This is a genomic window from Enterobacter cloacae complex sp. 382A5, assembly GCF_050031095.1.
Lineage (GTDB): Bacteria > Pseudomonadota > Gammaproteobacteria > Enterobacterales > Enterobacteriaceae > Enterobacter > Enterobacter cloacae.
In genome coordinates this window covers 4,529,952-4,555,856 of the sequence record NZ_JBLGVK010000001.1, presented here as the reverse complement: position 1 = coordinate 4,555,856, position 25,905 = coordinate 4,529,952, and the positions used below count along the sequence as shown (strand labels likewise).

Annotated in this window: 26 protein-coding genes; 20 read left to right on the top strand and 6 right to left on the bottom strand. The window is 56.1% G+C overall.

What is annotated here, in order from left to right; translation table 11 throughout:
- Positions 1-12: 12 nt before the first annotated feature.
- Complete coding sequence (gene cyaY / locus ACQG2G_RS21555; RefSeq protein WP_013099261.1) at positions 13-333, bottom strand: iron donor protein CyaY; 321 nt, start codon at positions 331-333, stop codon at positions 13-15.
- Between the two features lie 135 nt (positions 334-468).
- On the opposite strand from cyaY, the gene lptM reads away from it, so the two are divergent.
- The 8 genes from lptM to corA all read left to right on the top strand — a co-directional run bounded on the left by lptM (position 469) and on the right by corA (position 7,430).
- Complete coding sequence (gene lptM / locus ACQG2G_RS21550) at positions 469-672, top strand: LPS translocon maturation chaperone LptM (RefSeq protein ID WP_013099260.1); 204 nt, start codon at positions 469-471, stop codon at positions 670-672.
- Positions 673-707: 35 nt separating this feature from the next.
- Positions 708-1,532: a diaminopimelate epimerase gene (gene dapF, locus ACQG2G_RS21545; protein WP_013099259.1), complete on the top strand. Its 825-nt coding sequence runs from the start codon at positions 708-710 to the stop codon at positions 1,530-1,532.
- A complete protein-coding gene (locus tag ACQG2G_RS21540; RefSeq protein WP_013099258.1) occupies positions 1,529-2,236 on the top strand; it encodes a DUF484 domain-containing protein in 708 nt (235 codons plus the stop codon). Before dapF ends, ACQG2G_RS21540 begins: the two co-directional genes overlap by 4 nt.
- Positions 2,233-3,135 (top strand): tyrosine recombinase XerC, encoded by a 903-nt coding sequence (xerC, locus tag ACQG2G_RS21535; RefSeq protein WP_248766688.1) that lies wholly within the window; start codon positions 2,233-2,235, stop codon positions 3,133-3,135. The genes ACQG2G_RS21540 and xerC overlap by 4 nt, the downstream gene beginning before the upstream one ends.
- Entirely contained in the window at positions 3,135-3,851 is a 717-nt protein-coding gene (gene yigB, locus ACQG2G_RS21530) for a 5-amino-6-(5-phospho-D-ribitylamino)uracil phosphatase YigB (protein ID WP_248766687.1), read from the top strand. The genes xerC and yigB overlap by 1 nt, the downstream gene beginning before the upstream one ends.
- A 108-nt stretch (positions 3,852-3,959) precedes the next feature.
- Entirely contained in the window at positions 3,960-6,122 is a 2,163-nt protein-coding gene (gene uvrD, locus ACQG2G_RS21525; protein WP_013099255.1) for a DNA helicase II, read from the top strand.
- Positions 6,123-6,271: 149 nt separating this feature from the next.
- A complete protein-coding gene (gene ysgD / locus ACQG2G_RS21520; RefSeq protein WP_212743980.1) occupies positions 6,272-6,328 on the top strand; it encodes a YsgD/CorL family protein in 57 nt (18 codons plus the stop codon).
- A gap of 151 nt (positions 6,329-6,479) precedes the next feature.
- The gene (gene corA / locus ACQG2G_RS21515; RefSeq protein WP_008501540.1) at positions 6,480-7,430 is read left to right on the top strand and encodes a magnesium/cobalt transporter CorA; all 951 of its coding nucleotides are present in this window, start codon (positions 6,480-6,482) and stop codon (positions 7,428-7,430) included.
- 70 nt (positions 7,431-7,500) lie between these two features.
- On the opposite strand, the gene rarD is transcribed toward corA, so the two are convergent.
- Entirely contained in the window at positions 7,501-8,397 is an 897-nt protein-coding gene (rarD, locus tag ACQG2G_RS21510; RefSeq protein WP_029883129.1) for an EamA family transporter RarD, read from the bottom strand.
- 51 nt (positions 8,398-8,448) lie between these two features.
- Positions 8,449-8,916 carry an acyl-CoA thioesterase YigI gene (gene yigI, locus ACQG2G_RS21505; RefSeq protein ID WP_013099253.1) on the bottom strand — a complete coding sequence of 156 codons (468 nt, stop codon included), beginning with the start codon at positions 8,914-8,916 and terminating at the stop codon, positions 8,449-8,451.
- Between the two features lie 162 nt (positions 8,917-9,078).
- Here yigI and pldA point away from each other — a divergent pair, with 162 nt between their 5' ends.
- From pldA to rhtC, 3 genes are all read left to right on the top strand, one after another.
- Positions 9,079-9,948, top strand: a complete 870-nt coding sequence (gene pldA, locus ACQG2G_RS21500; RefSeq protein ID WP_013099252.1) for a phospholipase A — start codon at positions 9,079-9,081, stop codon at positions 9,946-9,948.
- A gap of 90 nt (positions 9,949-10,038) precedes the next feature.
- Positions 10,039-11,868, top strand: a complete 1,830-nt coding sequence (gene recQ, locus ACQG2G_RS21495; protein WP_029883130.1) for an ATP-dependent DNA helicase RecQ — start codon at positions 10,039-10,041, stop codon at positions 11,866-11,868.
- A gap of 61 nt (positions 11,869-11,929) precedes the next feature.
- Positions 11,930-12,550, top strand: coding sequence for a threonine export protein RhtC (gene rhtC, locus ACQG2G_RS21490; RefSeq protein WP_014833703.1), 621 nt, complete (start codon positions 11,930-11,932; stop codon positions 12,548-12,550).
- On the opposite strand, the gene rhtB is transcribed toward rhtC, so the two are convergent.
- Positions 12,547-13,167 (bottom strand): homoserine/homoserine lactone efflux protein, encoded by a 621-nt coding sequence (gene rhtB, locus ACQG2G_RS21485; RefSeq protein ID WP_013099249.1) that lies wholly within the window; start codon positions 13,165-13,167, stop codon positions 12,547-12,549. The two genes, rhtC and rhtB, sit on opposite strands and share 4 nt — an antisense overlap.
- Before the next feature lie 111 nt (positions 13,168-13,278).
- Between rhtB and pldB the strand changes: the two genes are divergently transcribed.
- From pldB to ACQG2G_RS21470, 3 genes are all read left to right on the top strand, one after another.
- The gene (pldB, locus tag ACQG2G_RS21480) at positions 13,279-14,271 is read left to right on the top strand and encodes a lysophospholipase L2 (protein ID WP_013099248.1); all 993 of its coding nucleotides are present in this window, start codon (positions 13,279-13,281) and stop codon (positions 14,269-14,271) included.
- A 25-nt stretch (positions 14,272-14,296) separates the two neighbouring features.
- Entirely contained in the window at positions 14,297-15,097 is an 801-nt protein-coding gene (yigL, locus tag ACQG2G_RS21475; RefSeq protein ID WP_013099247.1) for a sugar/pyridoxal phosphate phosphatase YigL, read from the top strand.
- 82 nt (positions 15,098-15,179) lie between these two features.
- The gene (locus tag ACQG2G_RS21470) at positions 15,180-16,079 is read left to right on the top strand and encodes a carboxylate/amino acid/amine transporter (RefSeq protein WP_348596052.1); all 900 of its coding nucleotides are present in this window, start codon (positions 15,180-15,182) and stop codon (positions 16,077-16,079) included.
- On the opposite strand, the gene metR is transcribed toward ACQG2G_RS21470, so the two are convergent.
- The gene (gene metR / locus ACQG2G_RS21465) at positions 15,967-16,920 is read right to left on the bottom strand and encodes an HTH-type transcriptional regulator MetR (RefSeq protein ID WP_013099245.1); all 954 of its coding nucleotides are present in this window, start codon (positions 16,918-16,920) and stop codon (positions 15,967-15,969) included. The two genes, ACQG2G_RS21470 and metR, sit on opposite strands and share 113 nt — an antisense overlap.
- A gap of 115 nt (positions 16,921-17,035) precedes the next feature.
- Between metR and metE the strand changes: the two genes are divergently transcribed.
- Entirely contained in the window at positions 17,036-19,297 is a 2,262-nt protein-coding gene (gene metE / locus ACQG2G_RS21460) for a 5-methyltetrahydropteroyltriglutamate--homocysteine S-methyltransferase (protein ID WP_348596050.1), read from the top strand.
- A gap of 59 nt (positions 19,298-19,356) precedes the next feature.
- On the opposite strand, the gene ACQG2G_RS21455 is transcribed toward metE, so the two are convergent.
- Positions 19,357-20,163 carry a dienelactone hydrolase family protein gene (locus ACQG2G_RS21455; RefSeq protein WP_348596048.1) on the bottom strand — a complete coding sequence of 269 codons (807 nt, stop codon included), beginning with the start codon at positions 20,161-20,163 and terminating at the stop codon, positions 19,357-19,359.
- Positions 20,164-20,418: 255 nt separating this feature from the next.
- On the opposite strand from ACQG2G_RS21455, the gene udp reads away from it, so the two are divergent.
- From udp to ubiB, 5 genes are all read left to right on the top strand, one after another.
- Positions 20,419-21,180, top strand: a complete 762-nt coding sequence (gene udp / locus ACQG2G_RS21450) for a uridine phosphorylase (RefSeq protein WP_248766683.1) — start codon at positions 20,419-20,421, stop codon at positions 21,178-21,180.
- A gap of 138 nt (positions 21,181-21,318) precedes the next feature.
- Positions 21,319-22,776: a DNA recombination protein RmuC gene (rmuC, locus tag ACQG2G_RS21445; protein ID WP_348596045.1), complete on the top strand. Its 1,458-nt coding sequence runs from the start codon at positions 21,319-21,321 to the stop codon at positions 22,774-22,776.
- 66 nt (positions 22,777-22,842) lie between these two features.
- A complete protein-coding gene (gene ubiE / locus ACQG2G_RS21440; RefSeq protein WP_013099241.1) occupies positions 22,843-23,598 on the top strand; it encodes a bifunctional demethylmenaquinone methyltransferase/2-methoxy-6-polyprenyl-1,4-benzoquinol methylase UbiE in 756 nt (251 codons plus the stop codon).
- A gap of 13 nt (positions 23,599-23,611) precedes the next feature.
- A complete protein-coding gene (gene ubiJ / locus ACQG2G_RS21435) occupies positions 23,612-24,217 on the top strand; it encodes a ubiquinone biosynthesis protein UbiJ (RefSeq protein WP_029883134.1) in 606 nt (201 codons plus the stop codon).
- Positions 24,214-25,854, top strand: coding sequence for a ubiquinone biosynthesis regulatory protein kinase UbiB (gene ubiB, locus ACQG2G_RS21430; RefSeq protein ID WP_020688734.1), 1,641 nt, complete (start codon positions 24,214-24,216; stop codon positions 25,852-25,854). Before ubiJ ends, ubiB begins: the two co-directional genes overlap by 4 nt.
- The last annotated feature ends 51 nt before the right edge of the window (positions 25,855-25,905 follow it).

Below are 25,905 nucleotides of genomic sequence, written 5' to 3'. Positions count from 1 at the left end.
CGGGCAACAACACTACCTGAAACTCACATCTTCACCCGCCTGCGCGGTTGCAGCCTGCTCAAGCAGATCCCAGAAGGTTTCGCCGCTACGGTCACAAACCCATTCATCCCCTTTCAGATCGAAATGGTAGCCACCCTGTCTGGCCGCCAGCCATACCTGGTGAAGCGGCTCCTGGCGGTTAATAATAATTTTGCTGCCGTTTTCGAAACTGAGGGTCAGGATACCGCCGTTGATTTCACAATCGATATCGCTGTCGCCTTCCCAGTCGTCCAGGCGCTCTTCAATGGTCATCCACAGGGTGTCGGCAAGGCGATGGAATTCACTGTCGTTCATGGTTTTGTTCCTGTTTTTCGTGATGCCGGCAGTATAACCCTAAATAATTCCCGTTGCAGGAAAGCGGCAAACTCTTGCTTTTGTGTCTTCTCCTGCGATGATAGAAACAGATTTGAACTTACGGGCAACTTTATAATGAAAAACGCTTTCCGAACGCTTGCCGTTCTCATCACGCTGTTTAGTCTGACTGGCTGTGGGCTGAAGGGGCCGCTGTACTTCCCGCCAGCGGATAAAACCGCGCCGCCGCCGACGAAACCTGTGAACAGCGGCATTGAGTCATCTACGCCAGACACTAACGATCGTGGCAACAACGGTGGCCCGACTCAGGTTAATCTCTGACGATCACGTTCTGTACCCGCGCAATGGAGCAAATGATGCAGTTCTCTAAAATGCATGGCCTTGGTAACGATTTTATGGTCGTCGACGCGGTAACGCAGAATGTCTTTTTCTCCCCGGAACTGATCCGCCGCCTGGCGGATCGACACCTGGGCGTGGGGTTCGATCAGCTGCTGGTGGTTGAACCGCCGTACGATCCAGACCTCGATTTCCACTACCGTATTTTCAATGCGGATGGCAGCGAGGTGAATCAGTGCGGCAACGGAGCGCGCTGTTTTGCCCGCTTTGTCCGCCTGAAAGGGTTGACCAACAAACGCGATATCCGTGTCAGCACGGCGAATGGCCGCATGGTGCTCAGCGTTACCGATGACGAGCTGGTGCGCGTGAACATGGGCGAACCAAACTTCGAACCCTCTGCGGTGCCGTTTCGCGCAAACAAAGCGGAAAAGACCTATATTATGCGTGCGGCCGAGCAGACAGTATTGTGTGGCGTCGTCTCGATGGGCAACCCACACTGTGTGATTCAGGTCGATAACGTGGAAACGGCCGCGGTTGAAACCCTGGGCCCGGTGCTGGAAAGCCATGAACGTTTCCCGGAACGGGCGAATATCGGTTTTATGCAGGTGGTGAAGCGTGAGCATATCCGTCTGCGCGTGTACGAGCGCGGCGCGGGCGAAACGCAGGCTTGCGGAAGCGGTGCCTGTGCTGCGGTGGCCGTCGGCATCTCTCAGGGGTTACTGGCCGAAGAGGTTCGCGTGGAGTTACCAGGCGGTCGTCTTGATATCGCCTGGAAAGGACCGGGTCATCCACTGTATATGACTGGCCCGGCGGCACATGTCTATGACGGGTTTATCCATCTATGAAACAACCAGGGGAAGAACTGCAGGAAACGGTGACGGAACTGGACGACAGGGCTGTTGTTGATTATCTGCTGCGCAATCCTGAGTTTTTTATTCGCAATGCACGCGTCGTCGAAGCGATGCGTGTGCCGCATCCGGTTCGCGGGACCGTGTCGCTGGTCGAATGGCACATGGCACGCTCGCGCAACCACATTAATCAGCTTGAAGAGAACATGACGCTGCTGATGGAGCAGGCCAACACGAACGAAAGCCTGTTCTATCGTCTGCTGCATCTGCAGGCGCGTCTGGCCTCGGCGCACAGCCTTGAAGAATTTCTCAGCCGCTTCCACCGCTGGGCGCGTGAACTTGGGCTGGCTGGCGCAACGATTCGTCTTTTCCCTGATCGCTGGCGCATTGGCGCGCCGTCCGGTTTTACCCATCTGGCGTTGAGTCGCCAGGCGTTTGAACCCCTGCGTATTCAGCGTCTGGGCCACGAACATCACTATCTTGGGCCGCTTAACGGGCCGGAACTGCTGGTGGTACTGCCGGAGGCGAAAGCGATAGGCTCGGTGGCGATGTCGATGATGGGGCGTGATGGCGATCTGGGGGTGATGTTATTTACCAGCCGCGACGCGCATCATTACGAGCAGGGACAAGGTACGCAGCTGCTGCAGGAGATCGCCCTGATGCTGCCTGAGCTGCTGGAGCGCTGGATTGAACGTGTATGACGGACGCTCTGCTCGCGACTGACGTCTCGCGCTTTCTGCGCTACCTGAGCGTTGAACGTCAGCTAAGCCCCATTACGCTGCTGAACTATCAGCGTCAGCTTGATGCCATCATGCAGATTGCCGATGAGATCGGCCTGAAAAGCTGGCAACAATGTGACGCTGCAACCGTCCGTGGGTTTGTTGTGCGCAGCCGTAAAAAAAACCTAAGCCCGGCGAGTCTGGCGCTCAGGCTTTCTGCGCTGCGCAGTTTCTTCGACTGGCTGGTGAGCCAGGGCGGCTTAAAAGCCAACCCGGCGAAAGGCATCGCCACGCCGAAAGCCCCGCGTCACCTGCCGAAAAATATCGACGTCGACGATGTAAACCGCCTGCTGGATATTGACCTCAACGACCCGCTGGCCGTGCGCGATCGCGCGATGCTGGAGGTCATGTACGGTGCGGGTCTGCGTCTTTCCGAACTGGTTAATCTCGATTTAAAACATCTCGATCTGGAGTCCGGCGAAGTGTGGGTGATGGGTAAGGGCAGCAAAGAGCGCCGCCTGCCGATTGGCCGTAATGCCGTCTCGTGGATAGAGCACTGGCTGGATCTGCGCGGGCTGTTTGGCGCCGAGGAGGATGCGCTGTTCCTGTCGAAACTCGGCAAGCGGATCTCGGCGCGTAACGTACAGAAACGCTTTGCAGAGTGGGGCATTAAGCAGGGGTTGAACAGCCACGTCCATCCGCACAAGCTGCGCCACTCTTTTGCCACCCATATGCTGGAATCGAGTGGCGATCTGCGTGGCGTGCAGGAGCTGCTCGGCCACGCGAATCTCTCCACCACCCAAATCTATACCCACTTAGACTTTCAACACCTTGCGTCGGTGTATGACGCGGCGCATCCACGCGCCAAACGGGGGAAATAATGCGTTTTTACCGCCCACTGGGTCACATCTCAGCCCTGACTTTTGATCTTGATGACACCCTTTATGACAACCGTGAAGTGATCCTGCGAACTGAGCAGGAGTCACTGGCGTTTGTTCAGAACTACCATCCGGCGCTAAAGTCGATGCAGAACAAGGACTTTCAGCTGCTGCGCCAGTCCCTGCGTGAGACCGAGCCGGATATTTATCACGATGTAACCGAATGGCGTCGCCGTGCGGTGGAGCAGGCGATGCTCAACGCTGGGCTGAGCGCACAGGATGCGGCCGTCGGGGCTGAAGCCGCAATGGAAAACTTCGCCAAATGGCGCAGCCGTATCGACGTGCCGCAGGAAACGCACGACACCCTGGCAAAACTGGCAGAAAAATGGCCGCTGGTCGCCATCACCAATGGCAATGCGCAGCCGGAGCTGTTTGGTCTGGGGGATTACTTCGAATTTGTGCTGCGGGCGGGTCCGCACGGGCGCTCGAAGCCGTTTAACGATATGTATCATCTGGCGGCGGAGAAGCTGAACCTGCCGCTCGGCGAAATGTTGCATGTGGGTGATGACCTGACCACAGACGTAGCGGGTGCCATCCGCTGTGGTATGCAGGCCTGCTGGATCAAGCCAGAAAAGACGGACCTGATGATCGCCCCGGACAGCCGTCTTCTGCCGCACCTGGAAATTTCACGGTTGGCATCCCTCACGACGCTGATATAATCACCAGTAATATTGTATAAATTACCAGGGTTTTTGCAGTTGTAGGCCCGGTAAGCAAAGCGCCACCGGGCGCTTTGCTGTGTTCCTGAATACTATGTGACGGTGCCAATGGACGTTTCTTACCTGCTCGACAGCCTTAATGACAAACAGCGTGACGCGGTTGCCGCCTCGCGTACCAACCTGCTGGTGCTGGCTGGGGCGGGCAGTGGTAAGACGCGCGTGCTGGTTCACCGTATCGCCTGGCTGCAGAGCGTGGAAAACTGCTCTCCGTACTCCATCATGGCGGTCACGTTTACCAACAAGGCGGCGGCGGAGATGCGCCACCGTATTGCCCAACTGATGGGCACCAGCCAGGGCGGCATGTGGGTCGGCACCTTCCACGGTCTGGCGCACCGCCTGCTGCGTGCGCACCATATGGACGCCAATCTGCCGCAGGATTTCCAGATCCTCGACAGTGAAGACCAGCTCCGTCTGCTGAAACGCCTGATTAAAGCGATGAATCTCGACGAGAAACAGTGGCCGCCGCGTCAGGCGATGTGGTACATCAACGGCCAGAAAGACGAAGGGTTGCGCCCACATCATATTCAGAGCTTTGGCAACCCGGTGGAGCAGACCTGGCAGAACGTTTACAAGGCCTACCAGGAAGCGTGTGACCGCGCCGGGCTGGTGGACTTTGCCGAACTGTTGCTGCGCGCCCACGAACTGTGGCTGAACAAACCGCATATCCTGCAGCATTACCGTGAACGCTTTACCAACATCCTGGTGGACGAATTCCAGGATACCAACAACATCCAGTACGCCTGGATCCGCCTGCTGGCCGGGGATACCGGCAAGGTGATGATCGTAGGCGATGACGACCAGTCCATCTACGGCTGGCGTGGCGCGCAGGTGGAAAACATTCAGCGCTTCCTCAACGACTTCCCCGGCGCCGAAACCATTCGTCTGGAGCAGAACTACCGCTCGACCAGCAATATCCTCAGCGCGGCCAACGCCCTGATTGAAAACAACAACGGGCGCCTGGGTAAAAAGCTGTGGACCGACGGGGTCGACGGTGAGCCGATTTCGATTTACTGCGCCTTCAACGAGCTTGACGAAGCACGTTTCGTGGTGAACCGCATCAAAACCTGGCAGGACAACGGTGGCGCGCTGGAACAGTGTGCCATTCTCTACCGCAGCAACGCCCAGTCGCGCGTGCTGGAAGAGGCGCTGCTGCAGGTGAGCATGCCGTACCGTATCTACGGTGGCATGCGCTTCTTCGAACGTCAGGAGATCAAAGACGCGCTCTCTTATCTGCGCCTGATCGCTAACCGAAACGACGATGCGGCGTTTGAACGTGTGGTGAATACGCCAACCCGCGGCATTGGTGACCGAACGCTGGACGTGGTGCGTCAGGCCTCGCGCGATCGCCAGCTTACGCTCTGGCAGGCGTGCCGCGAGCTGCTGCAGGAAAAAGCCCTCGCCGGGCGTGCTGCCAGCGCGCTGCAGCGCTTCCTGGAATTAATTGACGCGCTGGCGCAGGAAACCGCCGACATGCCGCTACACGTGCAGACTGACCGGGTAATCAAAGACTCCGGCCTTCGCACCATGTACGAGCAGGAGAAAGGCGAGAAGGGCCAGACCCGTATTGAGAACTTAGAGGAACTGGTGACGGCAACGCGCCAGTTCAGCTACAACGAAGAAGACGAAGACCTGATGCCGCTGCAGGCGTTCCTTTCTCACGCTGCGCTGGAAGCGGGCGAAGGGCAGGCAGATACCTGGCAGGATGCGGTTCAACTAATGACCCTGCACTCTGCCAAAGGCCTCGAATTCCCGCAGGTGTTTATCGTCGGCATGGAAGAGGGCATGTTCCCGAGCCAGATGTCGCTGGATGAAGGCGGGCGTCTGGAAGAGGAGCGCCGTCTGGCTTACGTAGGCGTGACACGAGCGATGCAGAAGCTGACGCTGACCTACGCTGAAACCCGCCGTTTGTACGGTAAAGAGGTCTATCACCGTCCGTCGCGCTTTATCGGCGAACTACCGGAAGAGTGTGTCGAAGAGGTGCGTCTGCGTGCCAGTATCAGCCGCCCGGTCAGCCATCAGCGGATGGGCTCGCCGATTGCGGAAACCGACACCGGCTATAAGCTGGGCCAGCGCGTGCGTCATTCGAAGTTTGGTGAAGGCACCATCGTCAATCTGGAAGGCAGCGGCGAGCACAGCCGCCTGCAGGTGGCGTTCCAGGGGCAGGGGATCAAATGGCTGGTGGCCGCGTATGCCAAGCTGGAAGCAGTGTAACTTTCAGAAAAATATCATTATTTTGTAATAATCTGCTAGCCTTATACGTTGAAGGTCAATTAATGCCCTTCAGCGTTTCGTTGCGTGTTGACGCCACAGTTGCTGCTGGCGTAACATGCGCGCACGATTACGCTAAGAGGACATTCGCCTTGGACACACCCAGTAGATACTGGCTCAATTCCCTGTCATCCAGGAACAACTCCTAAGGCTATCTCCTCTTGCTGATGGCCTTAGTGGTTGTCAGCGACCTGCATTATTCCCGTCGCGCTGAGTCAGGCTGTTTAATGGTCTGAAACCCAATTTGTTTCTGTGTGCCCACCGAACTGTCCGATATTTTTTGCATTGGGAGTCCCGGTCATGTTGAGCGCATTTCAACTCGAAAATAACCGACTGACTCGGCTTGAAGCCGAAGAGTCACAGCCCCTCATTGATGCCGTATGGGTGGATCTGGTCGAGCCGGACGACGATGAACGCCTGCGCGTACAATCTGAGCTGGGGCAGAGTCTGGCCACTCGCCCGGAACTGGAAGACATCGAAGCATCCGCACGTTTTTTTGAAGACGAAGACGGCCTGCACATTCACTCCTTCTTCTTCTTTGAAGATGCCGAAGACCACGCGGGGAACTCCACCGTGGCATTTACCATTCGCGACGGTCGCCTGTTTACCCTGCGCGAGCGCGAACTGCCGGCGTTTCGTCTCTACCGTATGCGCGCCCGCAGCCAGGCGATGGTGGACGGCAATGCTTACGAATTGCTGCTCGATCTGTTCGAAACCAAAATTGAGCAACTGGCGGATGAGATTGAAAACATCTACAGCGATCTGGAAAAACTGAGCCGCGTCATCATGGAAGGCCATCAGGGCGATGAATACGACGAAGCGCTCTCCACGCTGGCGGAGCTGGAAGATATCGGCTGGAAGGTGCGTCTGTGTCTGATGGATACCCAGCGCGCGCTGAACTTCCTGGTGCGCAAGGCGCGTCTGCCGGGCGGCCAGCTGGAACAGGCGCGTGAGATCCTGCGCGATATCGAATCCCTGCTGCCGCACAACGAATCACTGTTCCAGAAGGTCAACTTCCTGATGCAGGCGGCGATGGGCTTTATCAACATCGAGCAGAACCGCATTATCAAGATCTTCTCGGTGGTATCCGTGGTGTTCCTGCCGCCGACGCTGGTGGCATCCAGCTATGGGATGAACTTTGAGTTTATGCCAGAGCTGAAGTGGAGTTTCGGCTATCCGGGGGCGATTATTTTTATGATCCTCGCCGGGCTGGCACCGTATCTCTATTTCAAGCGTCGCAACTGGCTGTAAAAATCTGGCGGGTGGCGCTGCGCTTACCCGCCCTACGATCGAATTCCCTCTCCCACCGGGAGGGGGAAAATCACAGCCCTTTACGCACCCGGCGCTGGGTATAAATCGCATCGGCGACAAAAATCGCCAGCGCCACCCAGATAAACGCGAACGTCACCATCTTATCCGCACCCGGCACTTCGCCGTAAAACACCACCGCCAGCAGGAACATCAGCGTTGGGCCGATGTACTGGAAAAAGCCCAGCGTGGACAGACGCAGGCGTGTTGCCGCACCGGTAAAGCAGAGCAGTGGGATGGTCGTCACCACGCCTGCGGCCATCAGCATGACATTCAGGGACCACGGGTTGCTGCCCATGTGGCTGGTCGGGCTGTCGGCAATGCCGAACAGATAGATAGCGGCCACCGGCAACAGCCACAGGGTTTCAAACAGCATGCCGGTTTGCGCTTCCACGGCAATCTTCTTACGCACCAGCCCGTAGAACGCAAAGCTGAATGCCAGCCCCAGCGCAATAACAGGCAGTGAACCGAAGGTCCACAGCTGAACCAGCACGCCGCAGAAGGCGAGGATCACCGCCAGCCACTGCATCCGGCGGAAGCGCTCGCCGAGGAAAATCATCCCCAGCACAATATTCACCAGCGGGTTAATAAAGTAGCCCAGACTCGCTTCGAGCATGTGATGGTTATTCACCGCCCAGATAAACAGCAGCCAGTTTCCGCCAATCAGTACTGCCGAGAGTGCCAGCAGGAAGATCTTCTTCGGGGTTTGTAGCAGCGTTTTGACGCCAGACCACTGACGACTAACGCTCATCAGCGCGATCATGAAGAAGAAGGACCAGATGACGCGGTGAGTGAGGATCTCATCAGCCGGTACGTAAGCGATAAATTTAAAGTAGGCGGGTGCGACACCCCAAATAAAATAAGCGGCAAGGGCGAGTAACACGCCCTGCCGCGTCTGTTTAGCATCCATCGGGAAAATCCGTGACAAAAAAGTGAATTAACTTTACCCGATTTTTCAACTTCAACCCACCATATAAGTGGCGGTTGCGCTGGCGATATAAAGTTGTTCTTCGTTATGCAGTTCAACACGCGCCACGGCGACCTTATTACCCGCACGGAGCAGGCTGCTGCTGCAGGTGAAGCGGTTTCCGCGCCCGGGACGCAGATAATCGACGCGTAAATCGATGGTACCCATGCGGGATAAGCGCTGACGCAGCTCGTCTTCGTTGATGGTGTCATGGCGCGTCAGGGTGCTGCCAACACATACCAGCCCTGCAGCCACGTCCAGCGCGGAGGCAATCACTCCGCCATGTAAAATGCTCTGTGCCCAGTTGCCTACCATCATCGGCTGGTTGTTAAAGCTGAGCTGGGCAAAGTCTTTTTCGTAACGCTCCAGCTCCAGTCCCAGCGCGCGGTTAAACGGCATATGGTAAACAAAAATCTCGCCCACGAGTTTTAACGCTTCTTCGGCGGTTAGCATGGCTGACATGAGACATCACATCCTTAATGTTAATAAAATGTTGATTTTATGCCCGGACAGGCAAGAATGCCACTTTCAGAAACGAGGATGCAGCAGTTGCTGCAGAAGTCTGTAGAATGTGCGCCATATAACGATTCAGATCATTTAACATTTTGCAGGAGAACACCACCGATGCGGACGTATCTGGCAGGGTTACTGGCAGCGGTTGCGCTGCCCCTCACAGCCTATGCGCAGGAAGCGACAGTCAAAGAGGTGCATGATACGCCAGCAGTTCGCGGTAGCATTATCGCTAACCTGCTGCAGGAGCATGATAATCCCTTCACGCTCTACCCGTACGACACCAACTATGTGCTCTATACCTGGACCAGCGATCTCAACAAAGAGGCGATTCGCTCCTATGACTGGGCTGAGAATGCGCGCAAAGATGAGGTGAAATATCAGCTCAGCCTCGCGTTTCCGTTCTGGCGCGGCATTCTGGGGCCGAATTCGGTTCTCGGTGCATCTTATACCCAGAAATCCTGGTGGCAGCTTTCCAACAGCGGTGAATCTTCACCGTTCCGTGAAACCAACTATGAGCCCCAGCTGTTCCTGGGGTTCGCCACGGATTATGAGTTTGCAGGCTGGACATTGCGTGACGTTGAAGTGGGCTTCAACCATGACTCCAACGGCCGTTCCGATCCAACCTCACGTAGCTGGAACCGCGCCTATACGCGCCTGATGGCGCAAAACGGTAATATGATGGTGGAAGTGAAGCCGTGGTACGTGGTGGGCAGCACCGATGACAACCCGGATATCACCAAATATATGGGCTACTATCAGCTCAGGATTGGCTATCAGCTGGGTGATGCGGTGCTGAGCGCCAGGGGCCAGTACAACTGGAACACCGGTTACGGCGGCGCAGAAGTGGGCTTAAGCTACCCGATGACCAAACACGTGCGCATCTATACGCAGGTCTACAGCGGTTACGGCGAGTCGCTCATCGATTACAACTTCAATCAGACCCGCGTGGGTGTCGGCGTGATGCTGAACGATATTTTCTAAGACGCTCGAATGTTTTTGCGTTAAACGTTGAAGTTTCTCTCTCAGGCGCTGAAAATAGCGCCTGTTTCATTTCTGGCATATGGGGTTAACGTGGCGCAGGCGGAAGTATTGAATCAGGAGTCGCTGGCTAAACAGGTTTTGCATGAAACCTTTGGCTACCAGCAGTTCCGTCCTGGCCAGGAAACCATCATTGAAACCGTGCTGGAAGGCCGTGATTGCCTGGTGGTAATGCCGACCGGTGGCGGTAAATCGCTCTGCTATCAGGTGCCCGCGCTGGTACTTAATGGCCTTACGGTCGTGGTATCGCCGCTGATTTCTCTGATGAAAGACCAGGTTGACCAGCTGCTCGCCAACGGCGTGGCGGCGGCCTGTCTTAACTCCACGCAAACCCGCGAGCAGCAGCAAGAGGTGATGGCCGGGTGCCGTACCGGACAGGTTCGCTTGCTGTATATCGCACCAGAACGTCTGATGCTGGATAACTTCCTCGACCATCTGGCGCACTGGAATCCCGTTCTGCTGGCCGTTGATGAAGCACACTGTATCTCGCAGTGGGGTCACGATTTCCGCCCGGAATATGCGGCACTTGGTCAACTGCGTCAGCGCTTCCCTGAACTGCCGTTTATGGCGCTGACCGCCACGGCAGATGACACCACGCGGCTGGATATCGTCCGCCTGCTGGGGCTGAACGACCCGCTGATCCAGGTCAGCAGCTTCGATCGCCCGAACATCCGCTATATGCTGATGGAAAAATTCAAGCCGCTGGATCAGCTTCTGCGCTATGTGCAGGAGCAGCGCGGCAAGTCAGGCATCATCTACTGCAACAGCCGCGCGAAGGTGGAAGACACCGCTGCGCGTCTGCAAAACCGCGGCTTTAGCGCGGCGGCCTATCATGCCGGGTTAGAAAACCACATCCGCGCCGACGTGCAGGAAAAATTCCAGCGTGATGACCTGCAGATTGTGGTGGCGACGGTGGCATTCGGCATGGGCATTAACAAGCCCAACGTCCGCTTTGTGGTGCACTTCGACATTCCGCGAAATATCGAATCCTACTACCAGGAAACCGGCCGCGCCGGCCGTGATGGCCTGCCTGCGGAAGCGATGCTGTTTTACGATCCGGCCGATATGGCGTGGCTGCGCCGCTGCCTGGAGGAGAAACCGCAGGGACAGTTGCAGGATATCGAGCGTCACAAACTCAACGCCATGGGCGCGTTTGCGGAAGCGCAGACCTGCCGTCGTCTGGTGCTGCTCAACTACTTTGGTGAAGGGCGTCAGGAGCCGTGCGGTAACTGCGATATTTGTCTCGACCCGCCAAAGCAGTACGATGGCCTGATGGACGCGCGTAAGGCGCTTTCGACCATTTACCGTGTTAATCAGCGCTTCGGAATGGGCTACGTGGTGGAAGTGCTGCGCGGCGCCAATAACCAGCGTATCCGCGACATGGGCCACGATAAGCTGCCTGTCTACGGTATTGGCAAAGACCAGAGCCACGAGCATTGGGTCAGCATTATTCGTCAGTTGATTCACCTCGGTTTTGCCACACAGAACATTGCCCAGCACTCCGCGCTTCAGCTCACCGAAGCCGCGCGCCCGGTGCTGCGTGGGGATGTTGAACTCAAGCTCGCCGTGCCGCGCGTAGTGGCCCTGAAACCGCGGGTGATGCAGAAATCCTACGGCGGCAACTACGACCGCAAGCTGTTTGCCAAACTGCGCAAGCTGCGTAAAGCGATTGCCGATGAAGAGAACATTCCACCATATGTGGTCTTCAACGACGCGACGCTGATCGAGATGGCCGAGCAGATGCCGCTCAGCGCCAGCGAAATGCTCAGCGTCAACGGCGTGGGCACGCGCAAGCTGGAGCGCTTTGGTAAAGAATTCATGGCGCTCATCCGTTCACATGTCGATGGTGATGATGAGGAATAGTCAGCCGCGCAAAAAAGTGCCAGGATGATGACTCACTGAATTATTTCCCCGCGAGCGAATTATGTTAATGCTATTTCTTACCGTGGCGTTGGTGCACATTGTTGCGCTGATGAGCCCGGGCCCTGACTTTTTCTTCGTGTCACAAACCGCCGTCAGCCGCTCCCGCAAAGAAGCAATGATGGGGGTGTTGGGTATCACTATGGGTGTTATGGTCTGGGCAGCCGTGGCGCTGCTTGGCCTGAACCTCATCCTGGCGAAGATGGCGTGGCTACATAACATCATCATGGTTGGTGGCGGTCTGTACCTGTGCTGGATGGGCTACCAGATGCTGCGCGGGGCGCTGAAGAAAGAAGAGAAAAAACCGCAAGAGCCAAAAGTTGAGCTGGCAACGGGCGGCCGTAGCTTTGTTAAAGGGCTGCTGACCAACCTGGCGAACCCGAAAGCGATTATCTATTTCGGTTCCGTCTTCTCCCTGTTCGTGGGCGACAGCGTGGGCGCGGGTGCACGCTGGGGTATCTTCCTGCTGATTGTGGTTGAGACGTTTGCGTGGTTCACCGTTGTTGCCAGCCTGTTTGCCTTACCGGCGATGCGCCGTGGCTATCAGCGCATCGCGAAGTGGATTGACGGCTTCGCCGGCGCGCTGTTCGCCGGCTTTGGTATTCACCTTATTATCTCTCGCTAAGCATGACGCGCTGACGCAAGCAGCGCGCCAACCAGCATAAACAGCGAACCAAACACTTTGTTCAGGGCCTTCATTTGCTTAGGCCCTTTAATCCATGCTGCAATCCGCTGCGCCAGCGTCGCGTAGCCAATCATCACAATAATATCGACAACAATGGTGGTCACGCCCAGGACTACGTACTGCATGACCTGCGGCTGATGCGGGACGATAAACTGCGGGAACAGGGCAGCCAGAAAAACGATGCTTTTTGGGTTGGTCAGATTCACAAACACCGCCCGCTTAAACAGGCGACCGCGCGTTTGCGTCCGCGCAAGAGTGTTGAGGTCAATTGAGCCTGCTGCGCGCCACTGCTGAATGCCGAGCCAAATCAGATACGCCGCACCGGCCCATTTCAGCACTTCAAATGCCAGCACCGAGCGGGAGAAGAGCGTCCCTAAACCCACGCCCACCAGCACAATGTGAATCCCCAGTCCGGTTTGCAAACCGGCAATGGATGCTGCCGCCCCGCGATAACCGTGGTTGATGGAGGTTGTCATGGTATTAATTGCCCCCGAACCCGGTGACAGGCTGAGGATGATGGATGTCAGCAGGTAAGCGAACCACCACTCGAAGGTCATTTGAAACTCCCGAATCGTCTGTTTTTATGCCACAATACGCTATTGTTGAGTCATTTTGTGACCAGTTACGAAAAAAACGATATTCCCTGAATGACGGGGGGTGGAAACCCGATGTTGCAGCAGAAAAAGGACTGGGAAACACGAGAAAACGCATTTGCTGCTTTCTCCATGGGGCCGCTGACCGATTTCTGGCGTCAGCGTGAGGAAGATGAGTTTACGGGCGTCGGGAATATCCCGGTGCGCTTTGTTCGTTTCCGTGATGAAAAAAATGACCGGGTGATTGTGGTCTGCCCCGGGCGTATCGAAAGCTACATAAAATATGCCGAGCTGGCGTACGACCTGTTCCATCTGGGTTTTGACGTGTTAATTATCGACCATCGCGGGCAGGGGCTTTCTGGTCGAATGTTGCCAGATACCCATCGCGGCCATGTAGATAACTTCAGTGATTATGTCGACGATCTTGCCGCCTTCTGGCAGCAGGAAGTGCAGCCCGGCCCGTGGCGTAAGCGCTATATTCTTGCGCACTCCATGGGCGGCGCGATCTCTACGCTCTTTTTGCAGCGCTACGATCACCAGTGCGATGCCATTGCGCTGACCGCGCCGATGTATGGCATTGTGATACGTTTTCCGGACTGGATGGTGCGCCATCTTCTCGACTGGGCTGAGGGCCATCAGCGCATACGTGAAGGTTACGCCATCGGAACAGGGCGCTGGCGGGCTTTGCCGTTTGCCCTCAACGTCTTAACCCATAGCCGTCAGCGTTATCGCCGCAACCTGCGCTTCTATGCCGATGAGCCTCGCTTGCGCGTTGGCGGCCCCACCTGGCACTGGGTGCGGGAGGGGATACATGCAGGGGAGCAGGTTCTGGCGGGTGTTGGTGATGATGACACGCCGACACTCCTGATTCAGGCTGAAGAAGAGCGTGTGGTGGATAACCGCATGCATGACCGTTTTTGTGAACTGCGCGCTGCCGCCGGTCACCCTTGTGAAGGGGGTAAACCGCTGGTCATCAACGGCGCGTACCATGAGATCCTTTTTGAAAAGGACGCTATGCGCTCAGTCGCGCTTAACGCCATCGTCGAGTTTTTCGACCGGCATAACTGATTTTCTATTGAGGTTAAATTTTCCTATGTACCAGGTTGTTGCATCTGATTTAGATGGCACGCTGCTTTCCCCCGACCACACCCTGTCGCCGTACGCGAAAGAGACCTTAAAGCTGCTGACTGCCCGTGGCGTGCACTTTGTGTTTGCCACCGGGCGCCACCACGTGGATGTAGGGCAGATCCGCGATAATCTTGAGATTAAATCGTACATGATCACCTCCAACGGTGCGCGCGTTCACGACACCGATGGCAATCTGATCTTTACCCACAACCTGGATCGCGATATTGCCGCCGATCTGTTCGGTGTGGTGCACAATAATCCGGCTATCGTCACGAACGTTTACCGCGACGATGACTGGTTCATGAACCGCCACCGCCCGGAAGAGATGCGCTTCTTCAAAGAAGCGGTGTTTAACTACTCCCTGTATGAGCCAGGTCTGCTCGAGCCGGAAGGGATCAGCAAAGTCTTCTTTACCTGCGAAAGTCACGAAGAACTGCTGCCGCTGGAGCAGGCGATCAACGCCCGATGGGGCGATCGCGTCAATGTAAGCTTCTCCACGCTGACCTGCCTGGAAGTGATGGCGGGTGGCGTTTCCAAGGGGCACGCTCTGGAAGCGGTGGCCAAACGCATGGGCTTTGAGCTGAAAGACTGTATCGCCTTTGGTGATGGCATGAACGATGCTGAGATGCTCTCGATGGCGGGTAAAGGCTGCATCATGCAGAACGCGCACCAGCGCCTGAAAGACCTGCACCCGGAGCTGGAAGTGATCGGCACCAACGCAGACAATGCGGTACCAAAATATCTGCGCAAGCTGTTCCTTGAATAATCTTCATTTGGTTGTTTATTGCTCAGTTGTCAACTAAAGAGTTCGCTACAATGCCTCTCCTTCTTTCTGAGAGACAAGCATTGTGGCGCTACTCATTATCACCACTATCCTGTGGGCCTTCTCCTTTAGCCTGATTGGCGAATACCTTGCCGGATCGGTCGACAGCTATTTCTCGGTGCTGATGCGCGTGGGGCTGGCGGCGCTGGTGTTCCTGCCCTTTTTGCGTACGCGCGGACAATCCCTGCAAACCGTTTTGCTGTATATGCTGGTGGGAGCGATGCAGCTCGGCATCATGTATCTGTTCAGCTTTCGGGCGTATATCTACTTGTCTGTCTCGGAGTTTCTGCTCTTTACAGTGCTGACGCCGCTCTATATCACGCTGATTTACGACCTGCTCAGCAGGCGTCGTCTGCGTTGGGGCTATCTGTTGAGCGCAGCGCTGGCGGTGATTGGCGCGGCGATTATTCGCTACGATAAAGTGAGCGATCACTTATGGACCGGCCTGATGTTCGTGCAGTTAGCAAACATCAGCTTCGCTATTGGTATGGTGGGCTACAAGCGCCTGATGGAAACCCGCCCGATGCCACAGCACAACGCGTTTGCCTGGTTCTATATGGGGGCGGCGGTGGTCGCGGTCGCAGCCTGGTTTATGTTGGGTAACCCGCAAAAATTACCTACCACCACCGTGCAGTGGGGCATTCTGGTCTGGCTGGGTGTGGTGGCCTCGGGACTGGGGTACTTCATGTGGAACTATGGCGCAACTCAGGTAGACGCCGGTACGCTGGGCATTATGAACAACGTGCATGTGCCCGCGGGGCTACTGGTAAACCTTGCTATCTGGCAGCAACAGCCCCACTGGCCGAGTTTCCTTATTGGGGGAGCGGTGATCCTGGCTTCGCTGTGGGTACATCGCCGTTGGGTCGCTCCGCGCTCCGCACAAACGGAAGATGGTCGCACGCGTGGTTCCGCGTTGAGCGAATAAACGCTTCCGTGATCGGCTGACGCTGCTCGCCATCGCGCACGGCGGCGTACAGCCGGCTCCACAGTCCTTCTCCCAGGGTTTTGGTGACCACCAGGCCCTGGCGTTCAAAACTCTCTACCACCCAGTGCGGCAGCGCCGCGATGCCCATTCTGGCGGCAACCATCTGAATCAACAGCAACGTATTATCCACGCTTTTCAGCTGTGGGCTGATGCCCGCCGGCTGCAGGAAATGGCGCCAGATATCCAGGCGACTGCGCTGCACCGGATATATCAGCAGCGTTTCAGTCGCCAGGTCTTCCGGGGTGATACGCGTCTTGCTGGCCAGCGGATGATCCGGTGCCAGCACCAGACGCACCTCATAATCGAACATTGGCGAATAATGCAGGCCGCTACGCGGCAGAATGTCTGACGTCATCACCAGATCCAGCTCGCCCTGCTGGAGTGACGGCTGCGGGTCAAACGTCACGCCGGAGGTAAAGTCCATTTCTACCTGCGGCCACTTCTGGCGGAAGTTCTCAAGCGCGGGGGTCAGCCACTGAATACAGCTGTGGCACTCAATGGCGATACGCAATTTAGTTTGCTGCGGCTCATTGCAGGACTGAAGCGCGCTGGCAATCTGCGGCAGCACCTGATTTGCCAGCTGCAGGAGGATCTCGCCCTGGGGGGTAAAGCGCAGCGGCTGGCTCTTACGCACAAAAAGACGAAAGCCGAGACGTTGTTCCAGATCGCTGAACTGGTGAGAAAGGGCGGACTGAGTCTGGTGCAGTGAGGCCGCCGCCGCCGCGAGAGAACCGCAGTTTCGCAACGCTTGTAGCGTTTTCAGGTGTTTTATCTCGATCATGAAAGTCCTTCACTTCGCCATGAACATTTTGCGCTTGAGGAATATACAGTACCTGCCAATTATAGATGTGTAAACATCTGGACGTCTAAATAACGAATTTCACAAGGGGCATGACATGACAATCCGCAATCACACTCTCGGTTTCCCTCGCGTTGGCCTGCGTCGCGAGCTAAAAAAAGCACAAGAAAGCTACTGGGCAGGAAACACCACGCGTGAAGAGCTGCTGGCAGTGGGCCGCGAACTGCGTGCCCGCCACTGGGAGCAGCAAAAACAGGCGGGCGTAGACCTGCTGCCGGTGGGCGATTTCGCCTGGTACGACCATGTTCTGACGACCAGCCTGCTGCTTGGCAATGTCCCGGCTCGTCATCAGAACAACGATGGATCGGTAGATATCGACACGCTGTTCCGCATCGGCCGTGGCCGTGCGCCAACCGGTGAGCCAGCGGCAGCGGCGGAAATGACCAAGTGGTTTAACACCAACTATCACTATATGGTGCCGGAGTTTGTTAAAGGTCAGCAGTTCAAACTGACCTGGACCCAGTTGCTGGATGAAGTGGACGAAGCGCTGGCGCTGGGGCACCAGGTGAAACCGGTGCTGCTGGGGCCAGTGACCTACCTGTGGTTAGGGAAAGTCAAAGGCGAGCCGTTCGAGCGTCTGAGCCTGCTGAAGGATATCCTGCCGGTCTACAAACAGGTGCTGATTGAGCTGGGCAAACGCGGTATTCAGTGGGTGCAAATCGACGAACCGGCGCTGGTGCTCGAACTGCCGCAAGCGTGGCTCGATGCCTTCAAACCGGCTTACGATGCACTGACCGGGCAGGTAAAGCTGCTGCTTACCACCTACTTTGAAGGTGTGACACCGAACCTCGGCACCATCACCAAATTGCCAGTGCAGGGCCTGCACGTTGACCTGGTGCATGGAAAAGATGATGTTGCAGAACTGCACAAGCGCCTGCCAGCGGAGTGGCTGCTCTCTGCCGGGCTGGTGAACGGTCGTAACGTCTGGCGCGCCGATCTGACAGAAAAATATGCTCAGATTAAGGACATCGTCGGCAAACGTGAGCTATGGGTGGCCTCTTCGTGTTCACTGCTGCACAGCCCTATCGATCTCAGCGTTGAAACCCGCCTGGATGCGGAAGTGAAAAGCTGGTTTGCCTTTGCCTTGCAGAAATGTGAAGAGCTGACTCTGCTGCGTGACGCCCTGAACAGCGGTGACACGGCGGCGATTACCGAATGGAGCGCTCCGATTCAGGCCCGTCGTCATTCGTCTCGCGTTCACAACCCGGCGGTGGAAAAACGTCTGGCGGCTATCACCGCGCAGGACAGCCAGCGTCAAAGCCCCTATGAAGTGCGTGCAGAAGCCCAGCGCGCCCGTTTCAACTTGCCTGCGTGGCCAACCACCACCATCGGTTCCTTCCCGCAAACTACCGAGATCCGCGGCCTGCGCCTGGACTTCAAAAAGGGCAACCTTGATGCGGCCAACTACCGCACCGGCATCGCGGAACATATCAAACAGGCGATTGTGGAGCAGGAGCGCTTAGGCCTGGACGTGCTGGTTCACGGGGAGGCAGAGCGTAACGACATGGTGGAGTACTTCGGTGAACATCTGGACGGTTTCGTCTTTACCCAAAACGGCTGGGTACAGAGCTATGGTTCCCGCTGTGTAAAACCACCGGTGGTGATCGGTGACGTCAGCCGTCCGCACCCGATCACCGTCGAATGGGCTAAATATGCCCAGTCCCTGACCGACAAGCCGGTAAAAGGCATGTTGACCGGTCCGGTGACCATTCTTTGCTGGTCCTTCCCGCGTGAGGACGTGACCCGTGAAACCATCGCGAAGCAAATTGCGCTGGCGCTGCGCGATGAAGTGGCGGATCTGGAAGCTGCGGGCATTGGCATCATCCAGATTGACGAACCGGCCCTGCGCGAGGGATTACCGCTGCGTCGCAGCGACTGGGACGCCTACCTGCAGTGGGGTGTGGAAGCGTTCCGCATCAATGCCGCAGTGGCGAAGGACGACACCCAGATCCACACCCACATGTGTTACTGCGAATTTAACGACATCATGGATTCCATTGCCGCACTGGATGCCGACGTGATCACCATCGAGACCTCGCGTTCAGATATGGAACTGCTGGAGTCATTCGAAGAGTTCGATTACCCGAACGAAATCGGGCCGGGCGTATATGACATTCACTCCCCGAACGTGCCGAGCGTGGAGTGGATCGAAGCCCTGCTGAAGAAAGCCGCCCAGCGCATTCCGGCAGAGCGCCTGTGGGTGAACCCGGACTGCGGTCTGAAAACCCGCGGCTGGCCTGAAACCCGCGCGGCGCTGGCGAATATGGTGAAAGCGGCGCAGAATTTGCGTCAGGGTTAAGACAGAGTCGATCCCATTATGTAGCCCGGTAAGGCACCGCCGCCACCGGGCTTGTATGTTTACGCTTTCTTGCCGCCGTACTGGCTAAACCACGCCAGCATCCGCTGCCAGCCATCTTTGGCTGATTCCGCGTGATAGCTCGGGCGATAATCGGCATTAAACGCGTGTCCGGCATCCGGGTACACGACAATGTCGGCCTTCGCATTCGCCGCGCGTAGCGCATGGCGCATGGTCTCTACCGTGTCGAGCGGAATACCCGTGTCCTGACCACCGTACAGTCCCAGCACCGGGGCATTTAAGTCTGTGGCGATATCAACCGGATGTTTTGGCGAGTTCAGCGTTTTTTCGCCCACCAGTTTACCGTACCAGGCCACGGCAGCTTTCAGCTGCGGATTGTGCGCGGCATACAGCCAGCTAATGCGTCCCCCCCAGCAGAACCCCGTTATCATCAGTCGATGCGCATCACCGCCGTTACGCGCCGCCCAGTTGGCAACATGATCCAGATCGGCCAGCACCTGTGCATCCGGCACTTTACTGACAAGGTTGCTCAAAAGCGTTGGGATATCGCTGTAGTCGTTCGGATCGCCCTGACGGAAATAGAGCTCTGGCGCAACGGCCAGGAAACCTTCCAGCGCCAGTCGGCGGCAGAGGTCGCGAATATGTTCGTGAACGCCGAAAATTTCCTGAACCACAATCACGATCGGCAGCGGACCGTCTGCCGATGCTGGTCGCGCGTGGTAAGCAGGCATATTTTCCCCCTGCGAGGGAATGGAGGTCTCTCCCGCCGTAATGGCGTCTTCAGGCGTTGAGACGATGGTTGAGGCATGCGGAGCCGCAGCAGGTGCAAAACCGGTTTTTTCAGTCATGGCATTCTCCGTACCAATGAGTTAGCGCAAAGGTAAATATAGACACCAGGTTAACAACCCACAGTGCCTTAAACGGTCTATCTTTTGTGCAGCACACCACGATATAACTTGTTAATGTGATGTAAATCACTTTTTTATGGAAATCTACTGCAATCATTTTCATTCATGGTGAGATGTGTCACGAAATTATGCGTATTGCTTCTGTAAAGTACCGTTTTACTTCTTCTGACTAACCGACCCACAGAGGAGTCACCTATGTCTAAGTCTGATGTTTTTCATCTCGGCCTCACCAAAAACGATTTACAAGGGGCTACGCTCGCGATCGTCCCGGGCGATCCTGAGCGTGTGGAAAAGATCGCCGCGCTGATGGATAAGCCGGTTAAGCTGGCAGCCCATCGTGAATTCACCACCTGGCGTGCAGAGCTGGATGGTAAGGCCGTGATTGTGTGCTCTACCGGTATCGGTGGCCCATCTACCTCCATTGCCGTTGAAGAACTGGCGCAGCTGGGCATCCGGACGTTCCTGCGTATCGGGACGACTGGTGCGATCCAGCCGCATATCAACGTGGGTGATGTATTGGTGACTACCGCGTCCGTGCGTCTGGATGGGGCGAGTCTGCACTTTGCACCAATGGAATTCCCGGCGGTTGCCGATTTTGAATGTACAACGGCGCTGGTTGAAGCAGCGAAATCCGTTGGCGCAGCCACGCACGTGGGCGTAACCGCCTCGTCGGACACCTTCTACCCGGGTCAGGAGCGTTACGACACCTTCTCTGGCCGTGTGGTGAGCCGTTTTAAAGGCTCTATGGAAGAGTGGCAGTCTATGGGCGTGATGAACTATGAAATGGAATCCGCAACGCTGCTGACCATGTGCGCAAGCCAGGGTCTGCGTGCCGGTATGGTGGCGGGAGTAATCGTCAACCGTACCCAGCAGGAAATCCCGAACGCCGAAACCATGAAACAAACCGAAAGTCATGCGGTAAAAATCGTGGTTGAAGCGGCCCGTCGTCTGATCTAATCCTCTCTTCTGACATCAAAGGCCGACACGTTCGGCCTTTATTTTTTGCGTAGCGCCTCGCAGGAAAACCCTTTCAAACTGGACGTTTATACAGCACAATCTTATTTTGTGCGGTAATACGTTGATGCAGGGGGCATTGTGGATCTCTCAATTCTGATTTACGCGGTGATTGCGCTCGCGGGCGTGGCGATAGGCTGGCTGATTTCCAGCTATCAGCACGCGCAGCAAAAGGCCGAGCAGCTGGCAGAGCGTGAAGAGATAGTCGCCGAGTTAAGCGCTACAAAACAGCAACTTGCGATGAGTGAACACTGGCGAGACGAGTGCGAGTTACTCAACAACGAGCTGCGCAATCTGCGTGATATCAACACCTCACTGGAAGCCGATCTCCGTGAAGTCACGACCCGCCTGGAATCCACTCAACTGCATGCGGAAGACAAAATCCGCCAGATGATGAACAGCGAGCAGCGCCTCAGCGAACAGTTTGAGAATCTCGCGAACCGCATTTTTGAGCACAGCAACCGCCGCGTTGACGAACAAAACCGCCAGAGTCTGAACAGTCTCCTGACGCCTCTGCGTGAGCAACTGGACGGTTTCCGTCGTCAGGTGCAGGACAGCTTTGGTCAGGAGGCCCGCGAGCGGCACACCCTGGCACACGAAATTCGTAATCTGCAGCAGTTGAATGCACAAATGGCGCAGGAAGCGGTCAACCTGACCCGCGCCCTGAAAGGGGATAACAAAACGCAGGGTAACTGGGGTGAAGTCGTCCTCACGCGGGTGCTGGAAGCCTCTGGACTGCGCGAAGGGTATGAATACGAAACCCAGGTCAGCATAGAAAACGACGCCCGCTCGCGAATGCAGCCAGATGTCATTGTGCGTCTGCCGCAGGGTAAAGATGTGGTGATTGATGCCAAAATGACGCTGGTGGCCTATGAGCGTTACTTCAACGCGGAGGATGACTACACCCGCGAATCGGCGTTGCAGGAGCACATTGCCTCCGTGCGGAACCATATTCGTCTGCTGGGCAGAAAAGACTATCAGCAGTTGCCGGGTTTGCGCTCGCTTGACTATGTTCTGATGTTTATCCCGGTAGAGCCTGCTTTTCTGCTGGCACTCGACAGACAGCCGGAACTGATAACTGAAGCGCTGAAAAACAACATTATGCTGGTCAGCCCCACCACGCTGCTGGTGGCGTTACGCACCATTGCCAACCTGTGGCGCTATGAACATCAGAGCCGCAACGCGCAGCAGATTGCCGATCGCGCCAGCAAGCTGTACGACAAAATGCGCCTCTTTGTGGATGATATGTCCTCGGTCGGGCAAAGCCTGGACCGCGCGCAGGACAACTACCGCCAGGCGATGAAAAAACTCGCCTCCGGGCGGGGCAATCTGCTGGCGCAAGCCGAAGCCTTCCGCGGCCTGGGGGTGGAGGTTAAACGCGAGATTAATCCGGAACTGGTTGAGCAAGCCACGGCACAGGACGAAGAGTTTCGCCTGCGCGAAGGCGCTGATGGACAAAAGAGAGACAGTGAAGACAACGAGTTAGCGGCAGAGTTATCGCCAGACCCGCATCTGGCGCGTTTCTCACGTGGTGGTTGAAACGTAGGGCAAACGCGCCCAATCTGTTACACTTCACGAACATTTTACTGATAAGCAGGCTCTGAGATGGTTGACGATTCACAAGACACAACGCACTTTGGCTTTCAGACTGTCGCCAAAGCGCAGAAAGCTGACATGGTGGCCCACGTATTTCATTCCGTGGCGGCGAAGTACGATGTGATGAATGACTTGATGTCATTCGGCATTCATCGCTTGTGGAAGCGCTTCACCATCGACTGTAGCGGTGTGCGTCGTGGACAAACGGTACTGGACCTTGCCGGCGGCACGGGCGATTTGACCGCGAAATTCTCCCGTCTGGTGGGTGAAACCGGGCGTGTTGTTCTGGCTGATATTAACGACTCCATGCTGAAAATGGGGCGTGAGAAGCTGCGCAACATCGGCGTGGTGGGGAATGTGGAATATGTGCAGGCAAACGCCGAGGCGCTGCCGTTCCCGGACAATACCTTTGACTGCATCACTATCTCTTTTGGCCTGCGTAACGTCACCGATAAAGAAAAAGCGCTGCGCTCAATGTATCGCGTGCTGAAGCCGGGCGGACGTCTGCTGGTGCTTGAGTTCTCCAAACCGATTATCGAGCCACTGAGCAAAGCCTACGACGCCTATTCATTCCATGTTCTGCCGCGTATTGGCGAGCTGGTGGCAAACGACGCAGAAAGCTACCGCTATCTGGCGGAATCCATTCGCATGCACCCGGATCAGGACACCCTGAAGGCCATGATGCAGGATGCGGCGTTTGAAAACGTTGAGTATTTCAACATGACGGCGGGTGTCGTCGCACTGCATCGCGGTTATAAGTTCTGAGTGGAGGTGTCCTGTGCCCTTTAAACCCTTAGTCACCGCAGGCATCGAAAATGTACTGAATGCCTTTCTCTATCGTGCGCCAGCGCTAAAAGCCGCGCGGCAGCGACTTAACGGGAAGGTATTGCGGATCGTTTTAAAAGAGTTCTCGACGCCGCTTGTGCTGGTCTTCAGCGAACGCCAGCTTGATGTTCTGGGGGAGTGGGAAGGAGACGCCGATTGCTCTGTCATCACGCGCATGAGCGTGCTGCCAAAACTGCGTGACCGTCAGCAGCTGACGGCGCTGATCCGCAGCGGTGAGCTGGAAGTGGAAGGCGACATTCAGGTCGTACAAAATTTCGTTGCGCTCAGCGATTTAGCCGAGTTTGACCCGGCGGAACTGCTTGCCCCGTTTATTGGCGACATTGCAGCGGAAGGGATCGGCAAAGCCCTGCATGGTGGTACCGCCTTCCTGCGTAAAAGCCTGCAACGTCAGCAGCGCTATGCGGCAGAAGTGCTGACTGAAGAGTGGCGTATGGCCCCTGGACCGCTGGAAGTGGCCTGGTTCGCGGAAGAGACTGCGGCTGTTGAACGTGCGGTTGATGCGTTAACCAAACGGCTGGAAAAACTGGAGGGCAAATGACGCCTGGTGAAATTCGGCGCCTCTATTTTATCGTCCACACCTTTTTGAGTTACGGGCTCGACGAGCTTATCCCCAAAATGCGTATCACGCTGCCGCTTCGTATCTGGCGGCGGATGTTGTTCTGGATGCCTAATCGCCACAAAGGACAGCCGCTGGGTGAACGCCTGCGTCTGGCGCTACAGGAGCTGGGCCCGGTATGGATTAAGTTCGGCCAAATGCTCTCGACCCGTCGCGATCTTTTCCCGCCTCAGATTGCCGATCAGCTGGCACTGCTGCAGGATCGCGTGGCCCCGTTTGACGGCGTGCGCGCGAAAAAACAGATCGAAGAGGCGATGGGCAATATTCCTGTTGAGACCTGGTTCGACGATTTCGACATTCAGCCGCTGGCTTCTGCCTCCATTGCCCAGGTGCATACCGCGCGTCTGAAAGAGAATGGCAAAGAAGTCGTTATCAAAGTTATCCGCCCGGATATTCTGCCGATCATCAAAGCGGACATGAAGCTTATCTATCGTTTGGCGCGCTGGGTTCCGCGTCTGCTCCCTGACGGACGCCGCCTGCGCCCGCTGGAAGTGGTACGGGAATATGAAAAAACGCTGATCGATGAACTAAACCTGCTGCGCGAATCGGCAAACGCCATTCAGTTGCGGCGCAATTTTGAAAACAGCCCGATGCTGTATGTTCCTGAAGTCTATTCTGACTACTGCAGCCAGAACATGATGGTCATGGAACGTATTTACGGTATTCCCGTCTCGGACGTCGTGGCCCTGGAGAAACAGGGAACGAACATGAAGCTGCTGGCCGAACGTGGCGTACAGGTCTTCTTTACTCAGGTCTTCCGCGACAGCTTTTTCCACGCAGACATGCATCCGGGCAATATCTTTGTGAGCTATGAGCATCCGGACGACCCGCAATATATCGGCATTGATTGCGGTATTGTCGGCTCGCTCAATAAAGAAGATAAGCGTTATCTGGCGGAGAATTTTATCGCCTTCTTTAATCGCGACTACCGTAAAGTGGCTGAACTGCACGTTGACTCAGGTTGGGTTCCGCCGGACACCAATGTCGAAGAGTTCGAGTTTGCCATCCGTACCGTCTGTGAACCGATTTTTGAAAAACCGCTGGCAGAAATCTCGTTCGGTCACGTGTTGCTGAATCTGTTTAACACCGCTCGCCGCTTCAATATGGAAGTGCAGCCACAGCTTGTTTTACTTCAGAAAACATTACTTTACGTTGAAGGTGTAGGTCGACAGCTCTATCCTCAGTTAGACTTGTGGAAGACCGCGAAACCGTTCCTGGAATCCTGGATTAAGGATCAGGTTGGCATTCCGGCTCTGGTACGAGCTTTCAAAGAGAAAGCCCCGTTCTGGGTTGAAAAAATGCCGGAACTTCCTGAACTGGTGTATGACAGTTTGCGTCAGAGCAAGAACCTTCAGCTCAGCATGGATAAAATCGCCCACGAGCTTCAGTCGAACCGCGTACGCCAGGGCCAGTCTCGCTATCTGTTTGGCATTGGCGCAACCCTGCTGCTCAGTGGTACGTTGTTGTTAATCAACCGTCCGGACTGGCAGATGATGCCCGCCTGGCTAATGGCTGCCGGAATAGTGGTCTGGTTCGTTGGCTGGAGAAAGACGCGCTGAACAGGCATCGCTATCACCAGGTCGCATACGTATAATGCGGTCTGACTAATT

Coding starts and splice junctions, on each gene's coding strand:
- xerC (WP_248766688.1), top strand. CDS start 2,233: ATGACGGACGCTCTGCTCGCGACTGACGTCTCGCGCTTTCTGCGCTAC.
- pldB (WP_013099248.1), top strand. CDS start 13,279: ATGTTGCAGCAGAAAAAGGACTGGGAAACACGAGAAAACGCATTTGCT.
- rhtB (WP_013099249.1), bottom strand. CDS start 13,167: ATGACCTTCGAGTGGTGGTTCGCTTACCTGCTGACATCCATCATCCTC.
- ACQG2G_RS21540 (WP_013099258.1), top strand. CDS start 1,529: ATGAAACAACCAGGGGAAGAACTGCAGGAAACGGTGACGGAACTGGAC.
- metE (WP_348596050.1), top strand. CDS start 17,036: ATGACAATCCGCAATCACACTCTCGGTTTCCCTCGCGTTGGCCTGCGT.
- rhtC (WP_014833703.1), top strand. CDS start 11,930: ATGTTAATGCTATTTCTTACCGTGGCGTTGGTGCACATTGTTGCGCTG.
- yigI (WP_013099253.1), bottom strand. CDS start 8,916: ATGTCAGCCATGCTAACCGCCGAAGAAGCGTTAAAACTCGTGGGCGAG.
- yigB (WP_248766687.1), top strand. CDS start 3,135: ATGCGTTTTTACCGCCCACTGGGTCACATCTCAGCCCTGACTTTTGAT.
- cyaY (WP_013099261.1), bottom strand. CDS start 333: ATGAACGACAGTGAATTCCATCGCCTTGCCGACACCCTGTGGATGACC.
- pldA (WP_013099252.1), top strand. CDS start 9,079: ATGCGGACGTATCTGGCAGGGTTACTGGCAGCGGTTGCGCTGCCCCTC.
- ubiE (WP_013099241.1), top strand. CDS start 22,843: ATGGTTGACGATTCACAAGACACAACGCACTTTGGCTTTCAGACTGTC.
- ACQG2G_RS21455 (WP_348596048.1), bottom strand. CDS start 20,163: ATGACTGAAAAAACCGGTTTTGCACCTGCTGCGGCTCCGCATGCCTCA.
- uvrD (WP_013099255.1), top strand. CDS start 3,960: ATGGACGTTTCTTACCTGCTCGACAGCCTTAATGACAAACAGCGTGAC.
- udp (WP_248766683.1), top strand. CDS start 20,419: ATGTCTAAGTCTGATGTTTTTCATCTCGGCCTCACCAAAAACGATTTA.
- ubiB (WP_020688734.1), top strand. CDS start 24,214: ATGACGCCTGGTGAAATTCGGCGCCTCTATTTTATCGTCCACACCTTT.
- metR (WP_013099245.1), bottom strand. CDS start 16,920: ATGATCGAGATAAAACACCTGAAAACGCTACAAGCGTTGCGAAACTGC.
- lptM (WP_013099260.1), top strand. CDS start 469: ATGAAAAACGCTTTCCGAACGCTTGCCGTTCTCATCACGCTGTTTAGT.
- yigL (WP_013099247.1), top strand. CDS start 14,297: ATGTACCAGGTTGTTGCATCTGATTTAGATGGCACGCTGCTTTCCCCC.
- dapF (WP_013099259.1), top strand. CDS start 708: ATGCAGTTCTCTAAAATGCATGGCCTTGGTAACGATTTTATGGTCGTC.
- corA (WP_008501540.1), top strand. CDS start 6,480: ATGTTGAGCGCATTTCAACTCGAAAATAACCGACTGACTCGGCTTGAA.
- rarD (WP_029883129.1), bottom strand. CDS start 8,397: ATGGATGCTAAACAGACGCGGCAGGGCGTGTTACTCGCCCTTGCCGCT.